Here is a 20703-nt window from a genome sequence, read left to right on the forward strand (position 1 = left end):
AGCGGCCCGCGGCGATCCGGAGCGCCGAGCCCCCAGGCGGACGGCAGACCCAGGAGGTGGAACGCGGTGAAGGTGGCGGTGATCAGTGACATCCACGGCAACGGGGCCGCCCTGGACGCGGTGCTGGCCGACATCGACGGCCGCGGGGTCGACGCGGTGTACTGCCTCGGCGACGTGGCCCTGCAGGGGCCGGACGCGGCCCGGTGCGTCGACCGGCTGCGAGAGCGGGCCATCCCCACGGTGCGCGGGAACACCGACCGGTACCTGGCCCGCGGGGGTGGCGTACCCAACCTGTCGCCGGCGGAGGCCGACGCCTTCCTGCGGCCGTGGCGCGAGATGCTGGGGCCCGAACGGCTGGCGTGGCTGGGGGAGCGACCCGAGCGCCTCGAGGTGGAGTGGGAGGGGCTGCGCGTCCTCCTGGTCCACGGCTCGCCCCGGTCGGACGAGGAGCCGCTGCTGCCCTGGAACGGCGCCGGTGGAGGAACCGGCGGTGCCGCCGGGGCCGGGCCGGGTGGCGCGCCCAACCCGGAGGCGGAGGGACCGTTGGCAGGGGTCACGGCCGACCTGGTGCTCTTCGGGCACCATCACCGGCAGCTGGCCTGGCGCCAGGACGGGCGGTGGATGGTCGGCCCCGGCAGCGTGGGCATGCCCTTCGACGAGGATCCCCGCGCCGCCTACGCCCTCATCGAGGTGCGACCCACGGTGCGACCCACGGGCCGCCCGCCCGCCCTGGACATCGCGCTGATCCGCGTCCCGTACGACCTCGAGGCGACGGTGGCCGCCCACCGGCGGGCCGGGCTCGCGGAGCACAACCCCCTCTTCCCCGAGCAGCTCCGCCAGGCGCGCCAGCAGCCGCGCCCACCCCGCTGAGGGGTGGGCGCGGCTGCTGCGGCCCGGGGCGCCGGCGCGGGATCTTTGCCAAGATCGGGGCCGGATCGTGCCGGGACCCTGCCCGGATCGCGCCGAACCGCGGCCGGCCCCGGACCCGTGCCCGGACCGGGGCCGGATCCTGCCCCGCCGGGCCCGGCCCCGCTCCGGGGCCGGGCCCGGCCCGCTGCTACGCCCCCCGCGGGTCCGCGAGCCCCGGCCCCAGCCACGGATGCGACGCTGGGTTGCGTCCGGTCCGCTGCGCCGCCCCGAGTGGGCCTGCAAGCCGCCGCGCTTCCCGGTCTTTCTAGCCGATGTCCTCGATCTTGACCTCGTCGATCTGGGCCCGCTGCAGGCGGCCGCTGAAGTCGACGTAGATCGCCTTCCACTCGGTGTAGACCTCCAGCGCGGCCAGGCCCGCCTCCCGGTGGCCGTTGCCCGTCGCCCGCATGCCGCCGAAGGGCAGGTGGATCTCGGCGCCGATGGTGCCGTGGTTGACGTAGCAGATGCCCGTGGCCAGGTCGCGCATGGCGACGAAGGCGTTGCGCACGTCGCGGGTGAAGATCGCGCTGGAGAGGCCGTACTGGACGCCGTTGTTGATCGCGATGGCCTCCTCCAGGCTGCGGACCTTGATGATCGCCAGCACGGGGCCGAAGATCTCCTCGTTGGCGATGCGCATGTCGGGCGTGACGTCGGCGAAGATCGTCGGCTGGAAGAAGAAGCCCCGCGCCAGCTCCCCCTCGGTCGCCGGCCGGCCGCCCACCACCAGCCGCGCGCCTTCCTCCTGGCCCACGTCGACGTAGTAGGCCACCTTCTCCAAGGCGCGCCCGTTGATCAGCGGTCCCACGTCGGTCTGCGGGTCGAGCCCGTTGCCGAGGCGCAGCTTGGCCGCCCGGGCGGCCAGCCGCTCGACCACCTGGTCGTAGACCGCCTCGTGGACCAGGAGTCGGCTCGTGGCGGTGCAGCGCTGGCCGGTGGTGCCGAAGGCGCTCCAGGTCACGGCCTGCTCCACCAGGTCCAGGTCGGCGTCGTCCATGACGATGACCGCGTTCTTCCCACCCAGTTCCAGGTGGACCCGCTTCAGCTGGGCGCCGGCGACCTGGTTGACATGCCGGCCCGACTCCACCGACCCGGTGAAGGAGATCAGGTGCACGTCGGGGTGGCGCAACAGGGCCTCGCCCACCGTCTCCCCGGGGCCGTAGACCAGGTTGAGCACGCCGGGCGGCAGGCCCGCCTCCTCGAAGATCCGCACCAGCTCGTAGGCCATCCAGGGCGTGTCGGTGGCCGGCTTGAAGACCACGGTGTTGCCGGCCACCAGGGCGGGCATGATCTTCCAGGTGGGGATCGCCATGGGGAAGTTCCACGGGGTGATGGCCGCCACCACCCCGATGGGCTCCCGCACCGCCATGGCGAACTTGTCCGGCATCTCCGCCGGCGTGGTGTAGCCCAGGAGGCGCCGCCCCTCGCCCGCCATGTAGTACGCCATGTCGATGCCTTCCTGCACGTCGCCGCGGGCTTCGGGCAGCACCTTGCCCATCTCCTGGGTCATCTTGCGCGCCAGCTCTTCCTTGCGCTCGCGCAAGAGCTCGCCCACCCGGTAGAGGATCTCCGCCCGGCGCGGGGCGGGCACCTTGCGCCACTTGGCGAAGGCCGCCTTGGCGGCGGCGACGGCCTCCGCCACGTCCTCCTCGGTGCCCACCGCGGCCCGGCCCAGCACCTCGCCCGTGGCGGGGTTGACGTTGTCGACGTACCGGCCCGAGCGCGGCTCGGTCCAGCGGCCGTTGATGTAGTTCCGGTAGACGGTCACGCCGCTCCCCCCTTGGGGCCAGACTTCGCGGCCGGCGGGGGGCGATCCTGCGGCGGGGGCGGCTGGGGTGTCGCGCCGCGGCCGGCTCGCGGGGCCGCGCGGGCCGGGGCGGGGACCGGCCCGCGCGGCCCCTGCGCTGGGAACCGGCGGGGGCCGTCCTGGGTCTCACGTTCCGCCCGCTCCCGCCGAACCTCCAGCCGCCCCTTGTGCGGCCCGTCGCGCCGGCGCCGCGGAGGCCTCCAGGGCCGCGAGGAGTTCGTCCACCGTCACCGGTCGCAGCCCCCGGGCGGCCAGGCGCTGCAGCAGTTCGGGCAACGCCTGCACCGTGCCCGGCTGGGTGGCGTGGAGCATCAGGATGGCGCCGTTGTAGGCGCTGGCCGCCACCCGGGCCGCCAGCTGGTCGGGCGGCTGGGGGGGCACGTCCTGGGCGCCGATGTTCGTCCACAGCAGCACCTGGTGGTCCTCGGCATGGGCCCAGCGGAAGACGTCCGCCTCCCGCAGCGCGCCCGGGGGTCGGTAGTAGAGCGAGCGCCGGCCCGTCAACCGGGCGATCAGGGCGGCCGTGCGCCGGATCTCGGCACGGGTGGCCGCCGCACCCAGCTCCTGCGGGCTGCGATGGCTCCACCCGTGATTCTCCACCTGGTGGCCGCGGCGGGCCAGTTCCTGGACCAGCTGGGGATGCTGCTGCATCTTGGCGCCCTCGAGGAAGAAGGTGGCCTTCGCCCCCGCGGTGTCCAGGGCGTCCAGCAGGGCGGGCCAGGTGGCCGGATCCGGGCCGTCGTTGAAGGTCACCGCCACGATCCCGCCGCCGGCGCGGTCCGCCGCTCCCCGGCGCCGGGCGGCGTCCCCCGCCCCACCGGATGCCGCTCCGCGCCCGGAGGCGCCCGCTTCGATGCGGTCTCCCGCGGTCGCCTGCGGGTTCGTGATCGGGCCGCCGCCGGCGCCGTCGGCTCCCGATCCGGACGAACCGGCCCCGCCGTCGGCCGGGTCGCCGCCCGCCCCGGGCGCGCCGGCCGGGATCCGCAACCGCTGGCCGGCGCGGATGCGCGCCGGGTCGTCCAGCCCGTTGAGCCGCGCAAGCTCCTGCACGCTGACCCCGTAGCGGCGCGCGATGCGGTAGAGGGTCTCCCCCCGCTGGACCACGTGGACCGTCGGCTGCGCCGCCAGCACCGCGTCGGGACGCCGGCCGGCCGCGGCCGATGGCGCCGGGGCGTGGGCGTCCCGGGCCTCGGTGCCCCGGCCGGCCGCCAGGGCGGTGACGGCCTGGGGCGTGGCGGCCACCTCCCGCCACAGCTGCCCGGCGCCCCACCCGGCCGTGGCCGCGATCAGGAGGGCGACCACCACGGGGATCCAGGGCTCGGTGCGCCGCGGCCCACCGGGCCGGGGCGCGCCCGCCCGCCGGGCGACGGTGGGACGGTTCGCCGCCGATGGCGCGGGCTCCCTCGGGTCCGACGCCGTGCCTGACGCGGCCCCCGCGCGGGATGCCCGGGCCCGGGGTGGCTGGGCGGCGCCGGGCGACGACGGTGCGGAACGACGGGTGATCACGCCCGGCTGGCCTCCCATCGCCGTCACAGCAGCATGCCGACCACGCCGCCGATGGCGCCGAGGACGAATCCCAGCACCATGCGCGGTCCCAGGTGTGCCAGCGGTGATCCGTCCCCCGGGAACAGCCAGTGCCCGAGGACGCTGCCGACCAGCACGTAGAGCAGGCCGGCCGCCCCCCCGTGGAGCCACCCCTTGTGGTCCGCCCAGCGCGCGGCCACCAGGCCGCCGGCGGCGGTGGCCACCGTCCCCAGGTAGTAGAGCAGGGCTTCGAGCTGGTATTCGTGCAGCGCGGTGAGGTACACCGCCAGGGCCAGGACGCCCGACGCCAGCAGCACCAGCACCAGGGCGACGGCGGCGCCGACGGCCGGCGCGCGGGCGTCGAAGGGCGGGGGCGTCCGGTACCGCTCCTTGACGCCGGCTCCCTGCACGATCCGATCCCCCCTCGCCGGGACGGGTGCCGACGGGCCTCGCCGAGACGGCTGCCGACGGGGTGCGATCCCTACGGACGATGGATATGGCGGCGGGGATCGGTGTAGAACGGCGGATCAAGGGCCGAGCCGGCGCGAACGCGCCGGCTCGGCCAGGCCGTGGCCCGGGGGATCGGAGGCATGGGGCGATCGGCGTACGACCGCGACGACGGGGTCCGTGGTCCCGATCCGGCGGACCGGCCGGGGCGCTGGACCCTGCCGGTGCCACCCCGATCGAGACCCGTTCGTAGCGTGGCCGGAGGCATCTGCCGCTAGCCTAGAAAAAACCGGCCGGCAAGGCGGCCGCGGGTCGAAGCCTCTCGGTCCGCCGCCGGGGGGCCCGGCACATAGCCTCCCCGTCCAGGCGCCGGCCGCGGGTCGTCGGCCTCTGTCGCCGGCGCGCCGGGCGCGGCGGCCCGGGCACCGGCCCGCGCGGGGGAACGCCCCGGCCCGTGGACGGGGAGCCGCCACCGGCCCGGGCGCGTCGCGCCGGCCACCGGCCCGTGCGCGGCGGCCCGGGCATCGGCCCGCCCGGGGAGCGCCAACCGGCCCTGCGCGCGGGGCAGCGCCCGCCGACGCCGCCCGGTCCCCGGACGCCCTTCGGGCGTGACGGGTTGCGGGCCCGTCGCCCTCCGACCCGCGCGCAGCCCGCCCCCGCGCGCAAGCGCCGCTCAAGCGCGGCGGGCGGGCGTGCCCGTGCGACCGCCGAGGCCGGCCTCCAGCTCCTCCATCCAGCCTTCCAGGTGGGCCAGGGTCCGGCGGTCCGTGAGCTGGAGCTGCAGCGGCGTGATGGACACGTAGCCGGCGCGGACGGCGCCGACGTCGGTCTCGACGGAGGGCGGCTCCTCCACGGGTTCGCCGGCCAGCCAGTAGTACGGCCGACCGCGGGGGTCCACCCGCTTCTCGAAGCGGTCGCGATAGCTGCGCCGGCTCAGCACCGTCAGCGCCACGCCCGCCATCTGGGTCGTCGGCAGGGGCGGGACGTTGACGTTGAGCAGGACCCCGCGCGGGAGCCCCTTCTTGGCCACCATCGCGGCCAGGTGCGCCGTGAAGGCGGCGGCAGGGCCGTAGTCCGGATCGTCCCAGGCGGCCAGGCTGACGGCGATGGCGGGCACGCCCATGATCACGCCCTCGATGGCCGCCGACACGGTGCCCGAGTACAGCACGTCGAAGCCGAGGTTGCCGCCGCGGTTGATCCCGGAGATCACCAGGTCGCACGGACCGGGGAGGACCGCCAGGAGGCCAAGCTTCGTGCAGTCGGCCGGCGTCCCGTTGACCGCGTAGACCGGCGAACGGGCCCCCGGGATGTCCACGGGGTCCAGGTACAGGGGCTTGTGGAGCGTGATGGCGTGGCCCGACGCGCTGCGCTGGCGGTCGGGTGCGACCACGTAGACCTCCCAGTCCGTCCGCTCCTCGAGGATGGCGCGCAGCGCCTGGATCCCCCGGCTGTAGACGCCGTCGTCGTTGACCAGTAGTACCCGCAACGCTGGTGCCTCCCGGCCTCTCGGACTCCCGTCGCGCGCCGGCCCGCCGACGCCGCCATCCCGCGCGTCGGCGATCGCCGGTATCCGCCATGGTACCACATCGCACCGGCCCATCGCAGGCCCTGGCGGCGTGGTCCGAGCCGAAGGGGAGCGATGCGGTCGCCGGCGGACGGCGTCCCCTGACCGGGGCGCAGGCCGGTCGGGGGTGGGCCGCCCGGCCTCGTCATCCGGGCCCCTGCTGCCCGGGCTCGGCGGCGGGGCGGGTGCCGCCGGCACCGGGTCCCCGTGGGCGCCGGGGGACGGGGTGCCGCAGGTGGCAGGTGTCGTTGAGGTAGCGCAGGAGCGGCGGTCGACCCTCCCGCAGCTCGACGGCGGTGACGCTGGCGTTGTCGATGAGCAGGCGCGGGCGCAGGGTCAGCGGCAGGTCCAGCAGCCGGCAGAGCAGGGCCTTGACCGTCCCGCCATGGGCCACCACGGCCAGCTGGCGGAGCCCGGGCCGGGCGAGCCGCTCGGCGACGGCCGCCCACGCGCGCTCGCCCAGCTCCCGGAAGGTCTCCCCGCCCGTGGGCCGTCCCTCCGCCGGGTCCGCCCGGTACGCGGCGTAGTCGTCGCCGAAGCGGGCGCGGATCGTCGCCAGCGGCAGCCCCTCCCACTGGCCGAAGGACATCTCGCGCAGGCGGCCATCGGCCTCCAGCGGCACCGGCGGCCGGCGGCTCGCCGCCAGGGCGCGGGCCGTCTCAAGCGCGCGGCGGAGGTCGCTGGTGAGCACGAGGTCCAGGGGGGTGCGGGCGAAGCGCCGCGCCAGCTGGCGCGCCTGCTGTCGCCCCCGGGCCGACAGGGCCACGTCCCGCTGGCCCTGGTAGAGGCCGGCCCGGTTCCACGTCGTCTCGCCGTGCCGGATCAGATAGACGGTGATGCCCATCGCACCCTCCCGCCCCTCCTCGGGCGAGGAGACGCCGACCAACGGCGCGAGCCCGCCGGCGCGGGGCGACCCGCCGGTGCGGGCGCCGGCGGGGCCTCCGAGGGCGGTGCCGCCAGGGAGCGTCGGCGCCGGCGCCGTTCGCGGGCGGCGGGGCGGGGTCCGAGAGGAAGGTCGCGCCCGCCAAGGAATCCCCAGGGAGGAGGAGGTCGAGCCCCATGGCCCTGGAGATCCTCTGCACCGTCCCCCTCTCGCCGGAACAGGCGGCGCGCGTCCAGGCGGCGGCGCCGGGGGTACGGCTGCACCTCTTGCCCGGCCGGGTTCGTCCGGAACAGCTGGACGAGGCCTTCGCCCGCGCCGAGGTGGCCTTCCTCTTCGGGCGCGAGCTGACCGGCGCCCGCCTGGCCGCCGCCCGACGTCTCCGCTGGATCCAGTGTGCCTACGCCGGGGTCGACGCGATGCTCGGGGCGGTGCCGGAGCTCCGCTGGCACCCCGTGGTGCTGACCAACGCCCGGGGCATGCACGCCGCCACCATCGCCGACCACGTCTTCATGTTCATGCTCGCCTGGGCCCGTCGGCTGCCGGCCTACCTCGACCAGCAGCGGCGCCGGGAGTGGCGCCGTCTCCCCATGCGCGAGTTGGCCGGCGAGACCGTGGCCGTCGTCGGCCTGGGCGCCATCGGCCGCGAGGTGGCGCGGCGGGCCCGGGTGTTCGGCATGCGGGTCCTGGCCTGCCGGCGCCACCCCGCGCCGGAGGAGGGCATCGAGGCGGTGGTCGGGCCCGCCGACCTCCGCCGCATCTTGGCCCCGGCCCACTGGGTGGTGGTCAGCGCGGCGCTGACGCCGGAGACCCGCCACCTGATCGGCCGGGAGGAACTGGCGGCGATGCGGTCCGACGCCTTCCTGATCAACGTCGCCCGCGGCGCCGTGGTGGACGAACAGGCCCTGCTGGAGGCCTTGCGCCAGCGGCGCATCGCGGGCGCCGGCCTGGACGTCTTCGCGGAGGAGCCGCTTCCGCCCGACCACCCGCTGTGGACCCTGGACAACGTGCTCATCACGCCCCACAACGCGGGCGCCATGCGCGACTACACCGGCGCGGCGCTGGAGCTGTTCCTCGACAACCTGGGCCGGTTCGTCCGCGGTGAACCGCTGCGCAACGTGGTCGACAAGGAACGGGGCTACTAGGGCGTCCCGTCCGCGGCCCCACCCCGGGCCAGCCGCGCCAGGCGTCGAGCTCGCTCCTCCACCTCGTGCTCGACCCGTTCCAGGTCCACGGTGAGCAGCTCCCCGCCGTCCACCAGCACCTTGCCGTGGACCAGGACGGTGTCCACGTCCGACGCCTTGGCGGAGTAGACCACCAGGCTGGTCAGGTCGTGGCGCGGGCGCAGGTGCGGCGCCCGCAGGTCGAGGACGACGATGTCCGCCAGATAGCCGGGCGCCAGGCAGCCCAGGCGGTCGAAGCCCAGGGCGCGGGCCCCGCCCACCGTGGCCATGCGCAGGACCTGCCACGCCGGCAGGACGGTGGCGTCGTACCGGCTCACCTTCTGCAGGCTGGCCGCCAGCCGCATCTCCTCGAAGAGGTCCAGGTGGTTCGTGCTGGCGGCGCCGTCGGAGGCCAGGCCGACCGTCACGCCGGCGGCCAAGAGGTCGGGCACCGGCGCGATGCCGCTGGCCAGCTTGCAGTTGGAGATCGGGTTGTGGGCCACCGCCACGCCGTGTTCCGCGAGAATCGCGATGTCGTCCGCGTCCACGTGCACGCAGTGGGCGGCCAGGGTCGGGTGCTGGAAGACGCCCAGGTCGGCGAAGTGGCGGATGGGGCTCTTGCCGTACTGGGCGCGGATCTGCTCCACCTCGGCCCGCGTCTCCGCCAGGTGGGTGTGGATGGGACAGCCCAGGGCGGCCGCCGCCTCGAGCACCCGGGCGAGGAAGGGCGGTGGGCAGGTGTAGGGGGCGTGGGGCGCCAGGGCGCAGCGGATGCGGCCGTCGCCGGCCCCCTGGAACGACGCCACCAACGCCTTGCCCTCGGCCAGGGCCTGGTCGGCGCCGGGGGCCACGCCGATCAAGCCCCGGGAGAGGTGGGCCCGGACCCCGGTCTCCACCACCGCCTGGGCCACCCGATCCATGAAGAAGTACATGTCGGCGAAGGTGGTGACCCCCGCCAGCAGCGACTCGGCGATGGCCAGGAGCGTCCCCCAGTAGACGTCGTCCCCCGTCAGGTGGGCCTCGGCCGGCCAGATGTGCCGTTCGAGCCAGGGCATGAGGGGCACGTCGTCGGCGTAGCCGCGCAACAGCGACATGGCGTGGTGGGTGTGGGCGTTGACCAGGCCGGGCAGCACGGCCTTGTCGCGGGCGTCGATGCGGCGGGTGGGCTGCCAGGCGGGATCGAGCCCGTCCCGCGGGCCCACGTAGGCGATGCGCTCGCCCTCGATGGCCACCACGCCGTCTTCCACCACCTGGAAGGGGCCGTCGCCCTCGCCGGCGAACACCCAACCCCCTTCGATCAGCACCCGTGACGGCATCGCCGCCTCCTCCCTCCTCCCCGGGTCCGTCCGCGCCCGATGCGGAACCCCGCGTCCCCCCTGCGCCGTCCCCGACCCGCCGGCGGGCGGCGGCCGGACCTTCCGGCGTGGTTCGGCGCCGCCGCGCGGTCCCGCCCCGGACGTCGGCGGAGCCGCTCCCGCCCCTGCGGATGCGCCGGATCGGCCTGGGCGGACGGCGGGGCGCGGGTCGCGGGGTCCCGTCGATCCGGCCCTCAGGCCGTCCCCTCCCGCCAGCTGGCGAGATAGGCCACCTGCTCCGGACGGAGCCGGTCGATCCGGATGCCGCGCGCCTCGAGGTGGAGCGATGCCACCTCGCGGTCCAGCGCCTCCGGCAACGGATGGACCCCCGGACCCAGCCGGTCCGCCTCGCGGTCGACCCACTCCAGGGCCAGCAGCTGGAGGCCGAAGGAGAGGTCCATGATCTCCGCGGGGTGCCCGTCGCCGCCGGCCAGGTTGACCAGCCGCCCGTCGGCCAGGAGGTGCAGCCGCCGCCCGTCGTCGAGGACATAGGTGCGGACGCCGGGTCGCCCCTCCTCGACGCGTCGCGCCAGCGCCTCGAGATCGGGCTTGCGGATCTCCACGTCGAAGTGGCCCGCGTTGGCCAGGAGGGCGCCGTCCTTCATGCGGCGGAAGTGCTCGGCCACCAGGACGTCGCGGCAACCGGTGACGGTGACGAACACGTCGCCGAGGGCCGCGGCCTCCGTGGACGGCATCACCTGGTGGCCGTTCATCAGGGCCTCGTTGGCTCGGATCGGGTCGACCTCGCAGACGATCACCCGCGCCCCGAGGCCGCGGGCCCGCTCGGCCACGCCCTTGCCGCACCAGCCGTAGCCGCAGACCACGACGGTCTTCCCCGCCACCACCAGGTTCGTCAGCCGCATGATGCCGTCCCAGACCGACTGGCCCGTGCCGTAGCGGTTGTCGAAGCGCTGCTTCATGCGCGCGTCATTGGTGGCCACCATGGGGAAGGCCAGGACGCCGTCCCGCGCCATGGCCTGCAGGCGCAGGACGCCGGTGGTGGTCTCCTCGGTGCCGCCCCGGACGGAGCCGAGGCGGTCCCGGCGACGGGTGTGCAGGTGCGCCACCAGGTCGCCGCCGTCGTCCAGGACCAGGTGCGGCCCGAAGGCGACGGCGTCGTCGAGGAAGGCCGCGTACTCCGCGGGGGTGGCGCCGTGCCAGGCGTAGACCGCCACCCCCGCCTCGGCCAGGGCGGCGGCCACGTCGTCCTGGGTCGAGAGCGGGTTGGAGCCGCAGATCGCCACCTGCGCCCCCGCGCGGTGCAGGGCCAGGGCCATCCGCGCCGTCTTGGCCTCCAGGTGCAGGCAGATGGCGATCCGGCGCCCGCGCAGGCTCCCGCATTCGGCCAGCCGCCGCTCGAGGGCGGCCACCACGGGCATGTGCGGTTCGACCCACCGGATCTTCTGCCAGCCGGATGCGGCGCGGCCGGGGTCGCGGATCCGGCTGGGCGGCGGGCTGGCGGCGGCCGTCACGACTGCGTCTCCCCCGACGGGTGGGGGCCCTGGGCCGCGGGGATGCGGAGCGGGGCCGGCGTGGCCACGCAGCGGCAGGTGGGCGCGGCGGCCAGCGCGGGCAGGGCCTCGAGGATCAGCCGCCGCAGGTTGGCGCCGTTGGCCGCCATGACCTCCAGCACCTCCTCATGGGTCAGCGGCTGGCCCGCCATGCCCGCGGCGTAGTTGGTGACCATGGCCACCGTGGCGTAGCACAGCCCGGCCTCCCGCGCCAGCACCACCTCGGGCACGCTGGTCATGCCCACCACGTCGCCCCCCAGGCGCTCGAACATGCGGATCTCGGCGGGCGTCTCGAAGCGGGGGCCCTCGGTGCACACGTACACGCCGCCGTTGGTGACCGCCAGGCCCAGGGCGGCACCCGCCTCGGCGAGACGGGCCCGGATCTCCGGGCAGTAGGGCTCGGTGACGTCGACGTGGACGACCCCCTGCTCGCCCCCCTCGAAGAACGTGGCGACCCGGTTCTTCGTGAAGTCCAGGAACTGGTCCACCAACACGAAGTGCCCGGGGGCCAGCGCCCGGCGCAGGGAGCCCACGGCCGCCGTGGCCACGACCCGTCGTACCCCCAGGGCGGCCAGGGCGTAGATGTTGGCGCGGTAGTTGATCCGGTGGGGTGGCACCGTGTGCCCGGCGCCGTGCCGGGCCAGGAACACCACCTCCAGGCCGCGGAACGTCCCGATTCGGACCGTCGCGCGGCCGTAGGGCGTCACCACCGTCTCCTCCCGCACGTCCTCGAGGATCGCGGGGTCGTAGACCCCCGTCCCGCCGATGATGGCCAAGCGCACGGACCGGTTCCTCCCTTCGCCACCGTCGCCGGTCGGAGCCGAGGCTCCGGTGGTGCTGCCCGCCGCCTCTCCGCCGGCGCCCACCGCCGGGCCGGTCGCCGCCGGCGGCCCCCCACCCTCCCGGCGCATGGCCTCGACCAGGCGCTCCAGCGAGCGCAGCAGCCCCTGCCGATCCGCCGGCTCCAGGTGGGCCAGGACCCGCGCCAGGTAGGCGCGGCGCGCCTCCAGTACCGCGTCCATCAGCTCGCGGGCGCGGGGCAGCAGGCGCAGCCGGATCACCCGCCGGTCGTCGGGGTCGCGCACCCGCTGGACCAGTTGCTGCCGCTCCAGGCGGTCCACCAGATCGGTGACCGTGCTGGAGGCCAGATAGAGGTGCTGGCAGAGCTCCCCCATGGTCAGGTCCGGGTGGCGCATCAGGACCAGGAGGGCGTCGAACTGGGGCGGGGTGATGTCGAAGCGCTCCAAGATGGCGCGGCCGTGATGCCGGACCAGCGTGGCCACCGCCCGCAGGTGCTGCTCGGCGGCCGCGACCAGTCCGTCGCCGCATCCCTCGTCCCTTCGGGTCATGGGTGGCCTCCGTGCCGCCGGACCGGGGCGGTTGGGGCGGGGCGTGCGCCGCGCTGCGCGAGGGCGCCACCGGTCCCACCGCCGCGGGTGCGGACCTGGCGGCCGCGCCGGCGGCGGCGCCGCCCGTGGCCCAGCCCCCGTCCGGTCTCGCCTGCCCTGCGGTCGGGGATCTCAGCCGCGGTCGTACAGCCAGGCTTCCCTATGATTTTCCCAGTCCAGCAGCTCATCCTGCCGGAACCAGAGGTCGATCTCCCGCCGGGCGCTCTCGACGGAGTCGCTGCCGTGCACCAGGTTGAAGCCGATGTCGTTGGCCAGGTCGCCGCGGATGGTGCCCGGCGCCGCCTTGGCGCCGTCGGTGGGTCCGAGGAGGTTGCGCACCACGGCCACCGCCTCGCGGCCCTCCCAGACCATGGCCACCACCGGCGCCGAGGTGATGAAGCGGATCAGGCCCGGGAAGAACGGCTTGCCCTCATGGGCGGCGTAGTGGCGGCGCGCCAGCTCCTCGCCGACCCGCACCATCTTCAGCGCCACCAGCTTGAGGCCCTTGCGCTCGAGGCGTGCGATGATCTCGCCCACCAGGCCGCGCTGCACGCCGTCGGGCTTGACCATCACGAAGGTACGCTCCACAGGGCATCCTCCTTCGCTCGCGTCGGTCGCCCCCGTCCGCTGCCGGCGCGATGCAAGACCCCGGGGCGGTGCGGCGCCGGGCGGCCCGGACGCAAAAAAAGAAGTGCGGTCGAACCGCACTTCCGCCGCCCCGGCCGGGGTCCGCCCGTCACCAGTCAACCGGCGGCATCCCGGCGCAGGGCCACCGGCTGCAGCTTCGGGGTGTCGTGCTCGTCCAGGATGCCGCGCTGGGTCTCCGTCGCCGCGACGCGGCCCGCCCGCAGGTGCTCGAAGATGTAGTGGCACGCGTCCCACGGGTCGACGTGGTCGCCGCAGGTGAAGACGTCGATGGCGGCGTAGCCCAACTCCGGCCACGTGTGGATCGTCAGGTGGGACTCGGAGATCACCACGACCCCACTGACGCCCTGGGGGGCGAACTTGTGGAAGGCGACCTGACGAATCTCGGCCCCGGCGGCCAGCGCCGCCTCAACCATGATCGACTCCACCAGGTTCACGTCGTCCAGCACCGCCGGGTCGCAATCGTAGGCCTCGGCCAGGATGTGCCGCCCAAGCGCCCGCATGCGCCTCGCCCCCTTTTCGTGACCGAGTTTCACAACCTTTCCGCCGCCAGACGGCGTCAGATTCGGGAATCCAAAAGCACAAAAGCGGATTCCCCGGCTGGTCCCGCGAGAACCAGGATTCATTGTAGCAACCTGCCCCGCCGTGTCAACAACGGGGAGCCGGTTCGACCGGGCCCCGTCCCGGCGGGTCGGCCCCCGCCTCCCCCGCCACCAGGGCGAGGAGCAGGGTCGCCCCGTAGACCAGGGTGGTGGCGGCGGCCACGATCCCGCTGTCGTTCAGCACCAGGGCGGCCAGGCTACCCGCCCCCACCGCCGCCAGGCCGCGCACCGCCTCGGGTACCCTGCGCTCCAGCCGTCGGATCACGGCGGCGCGGCGATAGATGACGAAGGCGTAGACGAAGACCAGCATGACAAATAGGTAGCTCCAGTTGGTGTAGCGCATCAGCCGCAGGTTCATCGCCACCTTGCGGCCCACCACGTCCGCCAGCGCCTCCGGTCCCACGCCCCGCACCTGCTCCCACGTGGTCAGGACGTGACTCGCCCCCATGCCCATCTGTCGGTCCAGCAGCGCCATCAGCAGGCCCACGCCGACGGGCACGGCCAGGAGGACCAACACCGCTCCCGCCCGCCGCCGCAGGGACCGGTGGGCCGCCAGGCTCGCGGCCAGGGTTGGACCGCAGGCGGCGACGGCGGCCGACAGGGCGCCGCCGAAGTTGCTGCCCTGCCGCGGATCGGCCAGCAGCAGCGCCACCGCCGCCAGGCTGAGGGGAACGGCCCGGGAAGCCGCGGCGGTGCCCCCGGCTGCGAGGCCGCGGCGGGACGGCTCCGGCGGCGCCGGGGCCGTCCCGCCGCCCGCCTCCCTCCCCCCGTGCTGGCGGCGCCGGCCTTCGGCCCAGGCCGCCGCGGCCACCGCGGCGGCACCGATCAGCACGCCCATGTACTCGTTGCCGAGGCCGTAGTAGCGGGCGCCGCCGATGGGCGAGTACCCGAAGGGCGTGAGCTGCGCCAACCATCCCCCCGCCAGGAGGTCGGCGACGACGACGGCCACCGTCCACGCGCCCACGGCCCCGAAGGCCGCCACGGGGTTCGCCGTCAGGCGCCGTGCGGCGGCGGCCGCGGCCAACGCCAGCCCGGCGGCCAGGACCACCGACGGCGCCCCCGACCACCAGGACCACCCCGGTCCCGTCGGCCAGGCCGGCAGCAACAGGTTGGCCAGGGGAAAGGCCGCCAGGGCCAGCAGCCAGCGGGACCAGCGCTCCAGCTGCCGGCTGCGCCGCCAGAGGGCCAGCAGGGGTCCCGCGCACAGGACGAGGCCGGCGCCGACGAACAGGCGGATGAACGCGGCGCGCCGCTGGTAGTTGGCCACCATGGCCAGATCGAGCCGGTCGAGGGCGTCCAGAGCGCCGCCGGGGGACCCGGCGGAGGCAGCCGCCGTGCCATCGCCGGGGGGCACCACCGCCCACGGCCGGCCCACCCAGGCCGGGTGGGGCGGTGCCCCCAGGTGGGCCGCGATGGACGGCGCCACGTCGGTGTTGACCACCAGACCGGCCCGGCGCGTGGAGGGGCTCGTCAGCAGGCCCGGCCCCGCTCCCCACGTCGCCACCGGCAGGAGGGTCTCCCCCGCGGCCCGCGCCTCGTCACGGGGCGCGGGGTTGAGCAGCACCAGTCGATCCTCCGGGCCCAGGGCCGCCTGGAGGGCGGCCAGGGCTCGCCCCAGGCGCGCGCCCGCGGACCGCCGCGCCCCCTCCAGTCCCTCCGGCGTCAGGGTGGGGGCCAGGTCTTCAAGGCGGCCCAGGTCGCCGGCCTCGATGACGATCAGCGACGCGTGGCGTTGCGCCGCCGCCCACCCCGTCAGCACCGCCTCCCAGCGCGTGCGCCAGCCCCCCGGGAAGGAGGCGTCGGGTTCCAGGGAGCGCCCGTCGATCAGGCCCAGGTCCACCCATCCCCGCTGGTCGGCCGCCATGAGGACGGCGCCCCGGCGGGGGACGGCCCACGGGCCCCCCGGCAGGTCGGCGTTGCCCAGCACGGCCACCGCCATGCCGGCGCGGTGGAGCGCCGTGGCCAGGGAACCCAAGGGGACGGGGTGGTCCAGGTCCTCGTTGGCCCGCCGGAGGGCCTGCCACCCCCAGTGGACCACCGGGACCAGCCCGTCGTCGGCGGCCCCGGCGGTCCGCGCCGCGCCCGCGTCGCCGGCGCGGGCGGCCGGGATCGCCGCACCCGGCCACGGCGCCTCCCGGGGCGGCCACCACCGGTCGAACAGGCCCGCGGCCGTCCCGGGTTCCAGCACCTGGTCCCCGGGCAGGACCCAGCCGGCGGTGGGACCGCTGACGGCCCGCGCGCCCGCTCCCAGGGTCAGGTAGCCGGCTTCGCGACCGTAGTAGCCGCCGGTGTGGGACGTCATCAGGCCGACGGCGGCGTTGCGCAGAAGCTCGCGCCAGGTGGGGTCCGCGGCGGCCAGCTGGCGGAGCAGGTCCAGGTCGAGGCCGGGTGCGGCCACCACCGTCACCGTCCGTCGGGGGGACGGCACGCCGGGCGGGTCCGCGGGGGCGACCCACGGTCTCCCCTCGCCGATCGCCAGGCGACCGGCGCCCCCCAGAGCGGCCGCCAGGCCGTGGCCCGCCGCCACCGTCGCCGCCACCAGCGCGAGGGCCACGGCGGCCACGGCGAGGGTCTGCGGGCCGGTGGCGTGGGCCCGGGTCGGCTCGGTCGGCGTCGCCCGCACCGCGTCGACCCCCTTGCGCCCTGGGCCCGGGGGAGGCGCCTCACGCCCGGCGGTTGCGCCCGCGCCGCGGCGCGGGCGCAACCGCCCCCGGGGCCACCTCGGCGTAGAGCTGCACGTGTTGGCGGGCCACCTGGGCCCCGTCCGGCCAGCGGCTGGCGCGGGCCACCGCGGCCCGCGCCAGCCGCTGGCGGGCGCGCTCGTCCCGCAGCAAGCCGAGCAGCACGCGGGCCAGGGCGTGGGCATCGCCCGGGGGCACCAGGCGTCCGTCCACGCCGTCGCGGATCAGCTCCACCAGCCCGCCGGTGCGGCTGGCCACCACGGGACGCGCGGCGGCCATGGCCTCCGCCACCGCGAGTCCGTAGGCCTCGTGGCGCGACGGCTGGACGTAGACGTCGATGGCGCGCAGCAGGCGAGCCGCCCCCTCCCTCGGTCCGGCCCAGCGCACCCAGGGCTCGATGCCGAGGCGGCGGGCCAGCCGCCGCAGGCCGGGTTCGTCCGGGCCGGAGCCGACCACGACGCAGCTGACCGGGTGGCCCGCGTGGTGGACCAGGGCCACGGCCCGCAGGAGCACGTCGACGCCCTTCTCACGGCTCAGCCGGGCGACGGTGCCGACCACCGGACCCAGCTCTGGGAGTCCCAGGATTCGCCGGGCGCGCCGCCGCGGGAGCGCGGCCCGCCCGGGCCGCGCCAGGGGCGGCCTCAGCACGTGGACCTGGGGCGGCCTTCCGGGGGCCGCGGCGGCGATGCCGTGCGCCGCCGCCCACGTGGCCAGGGAGCGGGACACGGCCACCACCGCGCGACTGCGCCGGGCGACCCAGCGGGCCGCCTGGCGCTGCCACCACCCGCGCGGGAAGGTGTGCAGGGTGACGACCAGCGGCGTGTGCGGCAGGGCCAGGGTCGCCACCACCGCGGCCCGCAGGCCGTGGGCGTGGAGGAGGCGCGGCGGCCGGCCCCGGGCCAGGCGGCGCAGGCCGACGACGGTCTCCGCCAGCGCCCGCACCGCCGGCCAGGGGCCGGGGGCGACGGCGGGACCGCCGCGATGCGCCGCCGCCCAGAGGTTCCCTGGGGTATCGGCCTCGCCCCCGCCGGCCGCCTGGAGCCGCGGGGCGCCGGTCAGGGGGACCACGGCCCAGTCGACGCCCGCGGCCGCCAGGTGACGGCCGACGGTCTCCACGTAGGTGCGCAGGCCGCCGGCGGCAGGCCCCACCAGCCACCACACGGGGCCCGGCGGGACGGCCGGTTCGTCCGCAGCGCCATCGACCGGCATGGAGCTGGACCTCCCTGCCAGAAGATTGCCCCGCCCCGCAGGCGCTATACCCCGGCCCAGCCCCGCTACCGGTCGCGGTGGGGGTTCCCCGGGGCCGTGGGACGCCGCGGACGGGCCCGCCGGGTGCCGCAGCGGCGGCGCGTGTTGCGGGATGCGGGGGGCCGTGCTAGAATGGCCTCGAGTCTGCGACGGGCTGTGGCGCAGCTTGGTTAGCGCGCTACCTTGGGGTGGTAGAGGTCCCCGGTTCAAATCCGGGCAGCCCGACCGACGAACCCCGCGGGTGCGGACCCGCGGGGTTTTCGCTCCCGGTGACCCGCGGGGCCCGCGGGTGGCGGCCCGCGGCGGTCCTTGCCGCCCGTCGCCCCCGGGCGGGATTCCCTCGGCCGCACAATTCCTTGTATAGTAGTCGATGAGATCGCGTTTCGATGAAAAAGAGGTGTTGCCCGTGGTCGAGGTCTACATCCCGACGCCGTACCGCTCCATCACCGGCGAGGCCCGCCTGCGGCTCGAGGCGGCCACCGTGAAGGAGCTCTTGGAGACCCTGGCGCAGCGGTATCCCGACCTGCGCCCGCGCCTGTTCGAGGGCGATCAGATCGCCCATCACCTCAACGTGTACGTCAACAAGCGCGAGATCCGCACCTTGCAGGGGGCGGAGACGCCGCTGGCCGACGGCGACGAGGTGGCGCTGATCCCCGCCATGGCCGGCGGCTCCGATGGCGGGTCCCCGGCGCCGCTGCTCACCGAGCAGCAGATGGAGCGCTACTCGCGCCACGTGCGCCTGCCCGAGGTCGGCGTCGAGGGCCAGCGCAAGCTGCTGGACAGCAAGGTCGCCATCGTCGGCGCCGGCGCCCTGGGCTCGCCGGCGGCCATCTACCTGGCGGCCGCGGGGGTCGGCACCATCGGCATCATCGACGGCGACCGGGTGGACGTCTCCAACCTCCATCGCCAGATCCTCTACTTCGACCACGACCAGGGTCGGCCCAAGACCCAGGCGGCGCGTCGCCACCTGGAGGACATCAACCCCGACGTCCGGGTGATCGAGCACCGCACGTTCCTCAACGCGGAGAACGCCCTGGAGATCCTCAAGGACTACGACGTGGTGATCAACGGCAGCGACAACTTCGCCACGCGCTACCTGGTCAACGACGCCTGCGTGCTGCTGGGCAAGCCGCTGGTCGACGCCAGCATCCTGCGCTTCGAGGCGCAGGCCACGGTCTTCCTGCCCGGGCGCGGCTGCTACCGGTGCCTGTTCCCGTCGCCGCCGCCGCCGGGGATGGTGCCGAGCTGCGCGGAGGCCGGGGTGCTCGGGGCGTTGGCCGGTCACATGGGCACCCTGCAGGCGCTGGAGGCGATCAAGATCCTCCTCGGCATCGGCGAGACGCTGGCGGAGAAGCTGCTGATCTACGACGCCCTCAGCGCTAGCTACCAGATCCTGCACTGGCAGCGCAACCCCAACTGCCCGGTCTGCGGCGACAACCCGACCATCACGCACCTGATCGACTACGAGGCCTTCTGCGGGGTGCCGCTGCCGGGCAGCGCCCAGAGCCGCGCCAACGGCCGGGTGACGCCGGCGGGCCGCCCCGCCGCGGGCACCGAGGCCCGCGACGGCGTGGCGACAGGCCGGCCGGCTGCGGCGCCGGGGACGCCGGCGCCGGCCGGGGCGGCGCCCGCGACGGAAGCCAACGCCGGGGTATCGGGGCGTGCCGGACGGGACGAACGCGGCGCCGCGGCGGATCGGTCCGGGTCCGGGCCCGGGGGTGGGGCGGCCGCGCCCGCCGCGCCCGCTGCGGCGGAGGCGCTCCCCGACGCCGGGCAGGGGCCGGCGGAGCTCGAGCCCGTCGAGGCGCGCCGTCTCATCGAGGGGGGCCAGGTCCAGATCATCGACGTGCGCGACCCGTGGGAGTACGAGCGCGACCACATCCCGGGCGCGCGCCTGGTGCCGCTGGCCCAGCTGGGTGCGCGGCTCGAGGAGATCGATCCCGAGCGGCCGCTGCTGATGGTGTGCGAGGTGGGCGAGCGCAGCCGCCTGGCGGCCGAGTTCCTCCACGAAGCGGGCTTCCCGGCCGTCTACAACCTCAAGGGCGGGATGATCGCCTGGCGCAACTACCGGCTGCCCGTCGAGGCGGGGTCCGGGCGGTGAGTCGGGGACCGGTGGGCGCCGGCATCGTCCCGGGGCGGGGCGACGAGGCCCCGCCCCCGCTGGTTCTTCCCCGGTCGCTGGTGGAGGCGATGCTCGCCCACGCGCGGGCCGAGGCCCCGCTGGAGGCGTGCGGCATCGTGGGCGGGCGCGGCGGCCGCCCGGTCGCGTTCTACCCCGCGCGCAACGCCGAGCGGTCGCCGGTGCGCTACACCGTGGACCCGGAGGACCAGCTGCGCATCTTCACCACGATGGAGGAGCGCGGCGAGGAGCTGTGGGGGATCTTCCACAGCCATCCCCACTCGGCTGCCTACCCCTCGCCCACCGACGTGCGCTACGCCTACTACCCCGAGGCCTACTACCTGATCGCGTCGCTGGCCACGGATCCCCCGGTGCTGCGCGCCTTCCGCATCGTGGAGGGGCAGATCGCGGAGCACCCCGTGGTGGTCGAGGCGGGCTGAGCGACCCGGGGCGGATCGCTGGGACGGGGGAGCCGCCGAGCCCGGGCGGGCTGGGCTCGGACCGCGCGTCCCCGGCTGCCCGCGCCGGAAACCCGCCCGCACCGCCGGCGCGGTCTTCCGCCGCCGGTGGGCGGACCGGGCACCGGGGCCTCGATGGTGCGCCGCCCGGGGACGGGCCGGGCTGGGGCATGTCGCCCCCGTCGCCGTGGGGCGGCGAGGGAAGCGGATCGGTGCCGCCGCGTTCGCCGGGCGGGGCGGCGGGGGACGGACGCGGGACGAGCGAGCCGCGCCAGGGCGGCCTCGCCGGGCGCTCCGGAGGGGGGCGCCGGATCCACGGGGCCGCGCGGGGGCGCCGGCGGCTGGAGTCGGCGCCGGTGGTGGCCCATCGGATCGCGTCGGCAGGGGCGGGGGCCCGTCGGCCGG

Annotated in this window: 16 protein-coding genes, 1 tRNA gene and 1 pseudogene; 5 read left to right on the forward strand and 13 right to left on the reverse strand. The window is 76.0% G+C overall.

Annotated elements, in window-relative coordinates; translation table 11 throughout:
* Positions 1–66 precede the first annotated feature (66 nt).
* Positions 67–870 carry a metallophosphoesterase gene (locus tag E1B22_RS09105; RefSeq protein ID WP_135225396.1) on the forward strand — a complete coding sequence of 268 codons (804 nt, stop codon included), beginning with the start codon at positions 67–69 and terminating at the stop codon, positions 868–870.
* Between the two features lie 304 nt (positions 871–1174).
* On the opposite strand, the gene E1B22_RS09110 is transcribed toward E1B22_RS09105, so the two are convergent.
* The 5 genes from E1B22_RS09110 to E1B22_RS09130 form a co-directional block, all read right to left on the reverse strand.
* Positions 1175–2674, reverse strand: coding sequence for an aldehyde dehydrogenase family protein (locus E1B22_RS09110; protein ID WP_135225397.1), 1500 nt, complete (start codon positions 2672–2674; stop codon positions 1175–1177).
* A 165-nt stretch (positions 2675–2839) separates the two neighbouring features.
* Positions 2840–4219, reverse strand: coding sequence for a polysaccharide deacetylase family protein (locus tag E1B22_RS09115; RefSeq protein WP_167758903.1), 1380 nt, complete (start codon positions 4217–4219; stop codon positions 2840–2842).
* Between the two features lie 23 nt (positions 4220–4242).
* Entirely contained in the window at positions 4243–4647 is a 405-nt protein-coding gene (locus E1B22_RS09120; protein WP_135225399.1) for a TIGR04086 family membrane protein, read from the reverse strand.
* Between the two features lie 710 nt (positions 4648–5357).
* Positions 5358–6170: a 5'/3'-nucleotidase SurE gene (gene surE, locus E1B22_RS09125; protein WP_135225400.1), complete on the reverse strand. Its 813-nt coding sequence runs from the start codon at positions 6168–6170 to the stop codon at positions 5358–5360.
* A gap of 223 nt (positions 6171–6393) precedes the next feature.
* A complete protein-coding gene (locus tag E1B22_RS09130) occupies positions 6394–7092 on the reverse strand; it encodes a histidine phosphatase family protein (RefSeq protein WP_135225401.1) in 699 nt (232 codons plus the stop codon).
* A gap of 215 nt (positions 7093–7307) precedes the next feature.
* On the opposite strand from E1B22_RS09130, the gene E1B22_RS09135 reads away from it, so the two are divergent.
* Positions 7308–8273: a D-2-hydroxyacid dehydrogenase gene (locus tag E1B22_RS09135; protein WP_135225402.1), complete on the forward strand. Its 966-nt coding sequence runs from the start codon at positions 7308–7310 to the stop codon at positions 8271–8273.
* On the opposite strand, the gene E1B22_RS09140 is transcribed toward E1B22_RS09135, so the two are convergent.
* From E1B22_RS09140 to E1B22_RS09170, 8 genes and pseudogenes are all read right to left on the reverse strand, one after another.
* Positions 8270–9607 (reverse strand): amidohydrolase, encoded by a 1338-nt coding sequence (locus E1B22_RS09140; RefSeq protein ID WP_135225403.1) that lies wholly within the window; start codon positions 9605–9607, stop codon positions 8270–8272. The genes E1B22_RS09135 and E1B22_RS09140 overlap by 4 nt on opposite strands.
* A gap of 233 nt (positions 9608–9840) precedes the next feature.
* On the reverse strand, positions 9841–11118 hold the full coding sequence (locus E1B22_RS09145) for an adenosylhomocysteinase (protein WP_135225404.1): 1278 nt from the start codon (positions 11116–11118) through the stop codon (positions 9841–9843).
* Positions 11115–11939, reverse strand: coding sequence for an S-methyl-5'-thioadenosine phosphorylase (mtnP, locus tag E1B22_RS13410; protein WP_243123866.1), 825 nt, complete (start codon positions 11937–11939; stop codon positions 11115–11117). Before mtnP ends, E1B22_RS09145 begins: the two co-directional genes overlap by 4 nt.
* A 243-nt stretch (positions 11940–12182) precedes the next feature.
* Positions 12183–12506 (reverse strand): annotated as a pseudogene (locus tag E1B22_RS13740) (MarR family winged helix-turn-helix transcriptional regulator); the annotation flags it as partial.
* Positions 12507–12677: 171 nt separating this feature from the next.
* Positions 12678–13133 carry a nucleoside-diphosphate kinase gene (gene ndk / locus E1B22_RS09155; protein ID WP_135225406.1) on the reverse strand — a complete coding sequence of 152 codons (456 nt, stop codon included), beginning with the start codon at positions 13131–13133 and terminating at the stop codon, positions 12678–12680.
* 155 nt (positions 13134–13288) lie between these two features.
* The gene (gene speD, locus E1B22_RS09160; protein WP_135225407.1) at positions 13289–13693 is read right to left on the reverse strand and encodes an adenosylmethionine decarboxylase; all 405 of its coding nucleotides are present in this window, start codon (positions 13691–13693) and stop codon (positions 13289–13291) included.
* A 145-nt stretch (positions 13694–13838) separates the two neighbouring features.
* Positions 13839–16415, reverse strand: coding sequence for a hypothetical protein (locus tag E1B22_RS09165; RefSeq protein WP_135225408.1), 2577 nt, complete (start codon positions 16413–16415; stop codon positions 13839–13841).
* A gap of 40 nt (positions 16416–16455) precedes the next feature.
* On the reverse strand, positions 16456–17682 hold the full coding sequence (locus E1B22_RS09170) for a glycosyltransferase (RefSeq protein ID WP_135225409.1): 1227 nt from the start codon (positions 17680–17682) through the stop codon (positions 16456–16458).
* A gap of 189 nt (positions 17683–17871) precedes the next feature.
* Here E1B22_RS09170 and E1B22_RS09175 point away from each other — a divergent pair.
* The 3 genes from E1B22_RS09175 to E1B22_RS09185 all read left to right on the forward strand — a co-directional run bounded on the left by E1B22_RS09175 (position 17872) and on the right by E1B22_RS09185 (position 20280).
* A tRNA-Pro gene (locus E1B22_RS09175) sits at positions 17872–17946 on the forward strand.
* Positions 17947–18127: 181 nt separating this feature from the next.
* Positions 18128–19822 carry a molybdopterin-synthase adenylyltransferase MoeB gene (moeB, locus tag E1B22_RS14115; RefSeq protein ID WP_135225410.1) on the forward strand — a complete coding sequence of 565 codons (1695 nt, stop codon included), beginning with the start codon at positions 18128–18130 and terminating at the stop codon, positions 19820–19822.
* Positions 19819–20280 carry a Mov34/MPN/PAD-1 family protein gene (locus E1B22_RS09185; protein WP_135225411.1) on the forward strand — a complete coding sequence of 154 codons (462 nt, stop codon included), beginning with the start codon at positions 19819–19821 and terminating at the stop codon, positions 20278–20280. The genes moeB and E1B22_RS09185 overlap by 4 nt, the downstream gene beginning before the upstream one ends.
* Positions 20281–20703 lie beyond the last annotated feature (423 nt).

It is taken from the genome of Thermaerobacter sp. FW80 (genome assembly GCF_004634385.1).
Classification (GTDB): Bacteria; Bacillota; Sulfobacillia; order Thermaerobacterales; family Thermaerobacteraceae; genus Thermaerobacter; species Thermaerobacter composti.

What these genes read in the sequence shown, in the direction of transcription:
- E1B22_RS09130 (WP_135225401.1), bottom strand. Translation starts at nt 7,092, where the DNA reads ATGGGCATCACCGTCTATCTGATCCGGCACGGCGAGACGACGTGGAAC.
- E1B22_RS09135 (WP_135225402.1), top strand. Translation starts at nt 7,308, where the DNA reads ATGGCCCTGGAGATCCTCTGCACCGTCCCCCTCTCGCCGGAACAGGCG.
- E1B22_RS09140 (WP_135225403.1), bottom strand. Translation starts at nt 9,607, where the DNA reads ATGCCGTCACGGGTGCTGATCGAAGGGGGTTGGGTGTTCGCCGGCGAG.
- speD (WP_135225407.1), bottom strand. Translation starts at nt 13,693, where the DNA reads ATGCGGGCGCTTGGGCGGCACATCCTGGCCGAGGCCTACGATTGCGAC.
- E1B22_RS09170 (WP_135225409.1), bottom strand. Translation starts at nt 17,682, where the DNA reads ATGCCGGTCGATGGCGCTGCGGACGAACCGGCCGTCCCGCCGGGCCCC.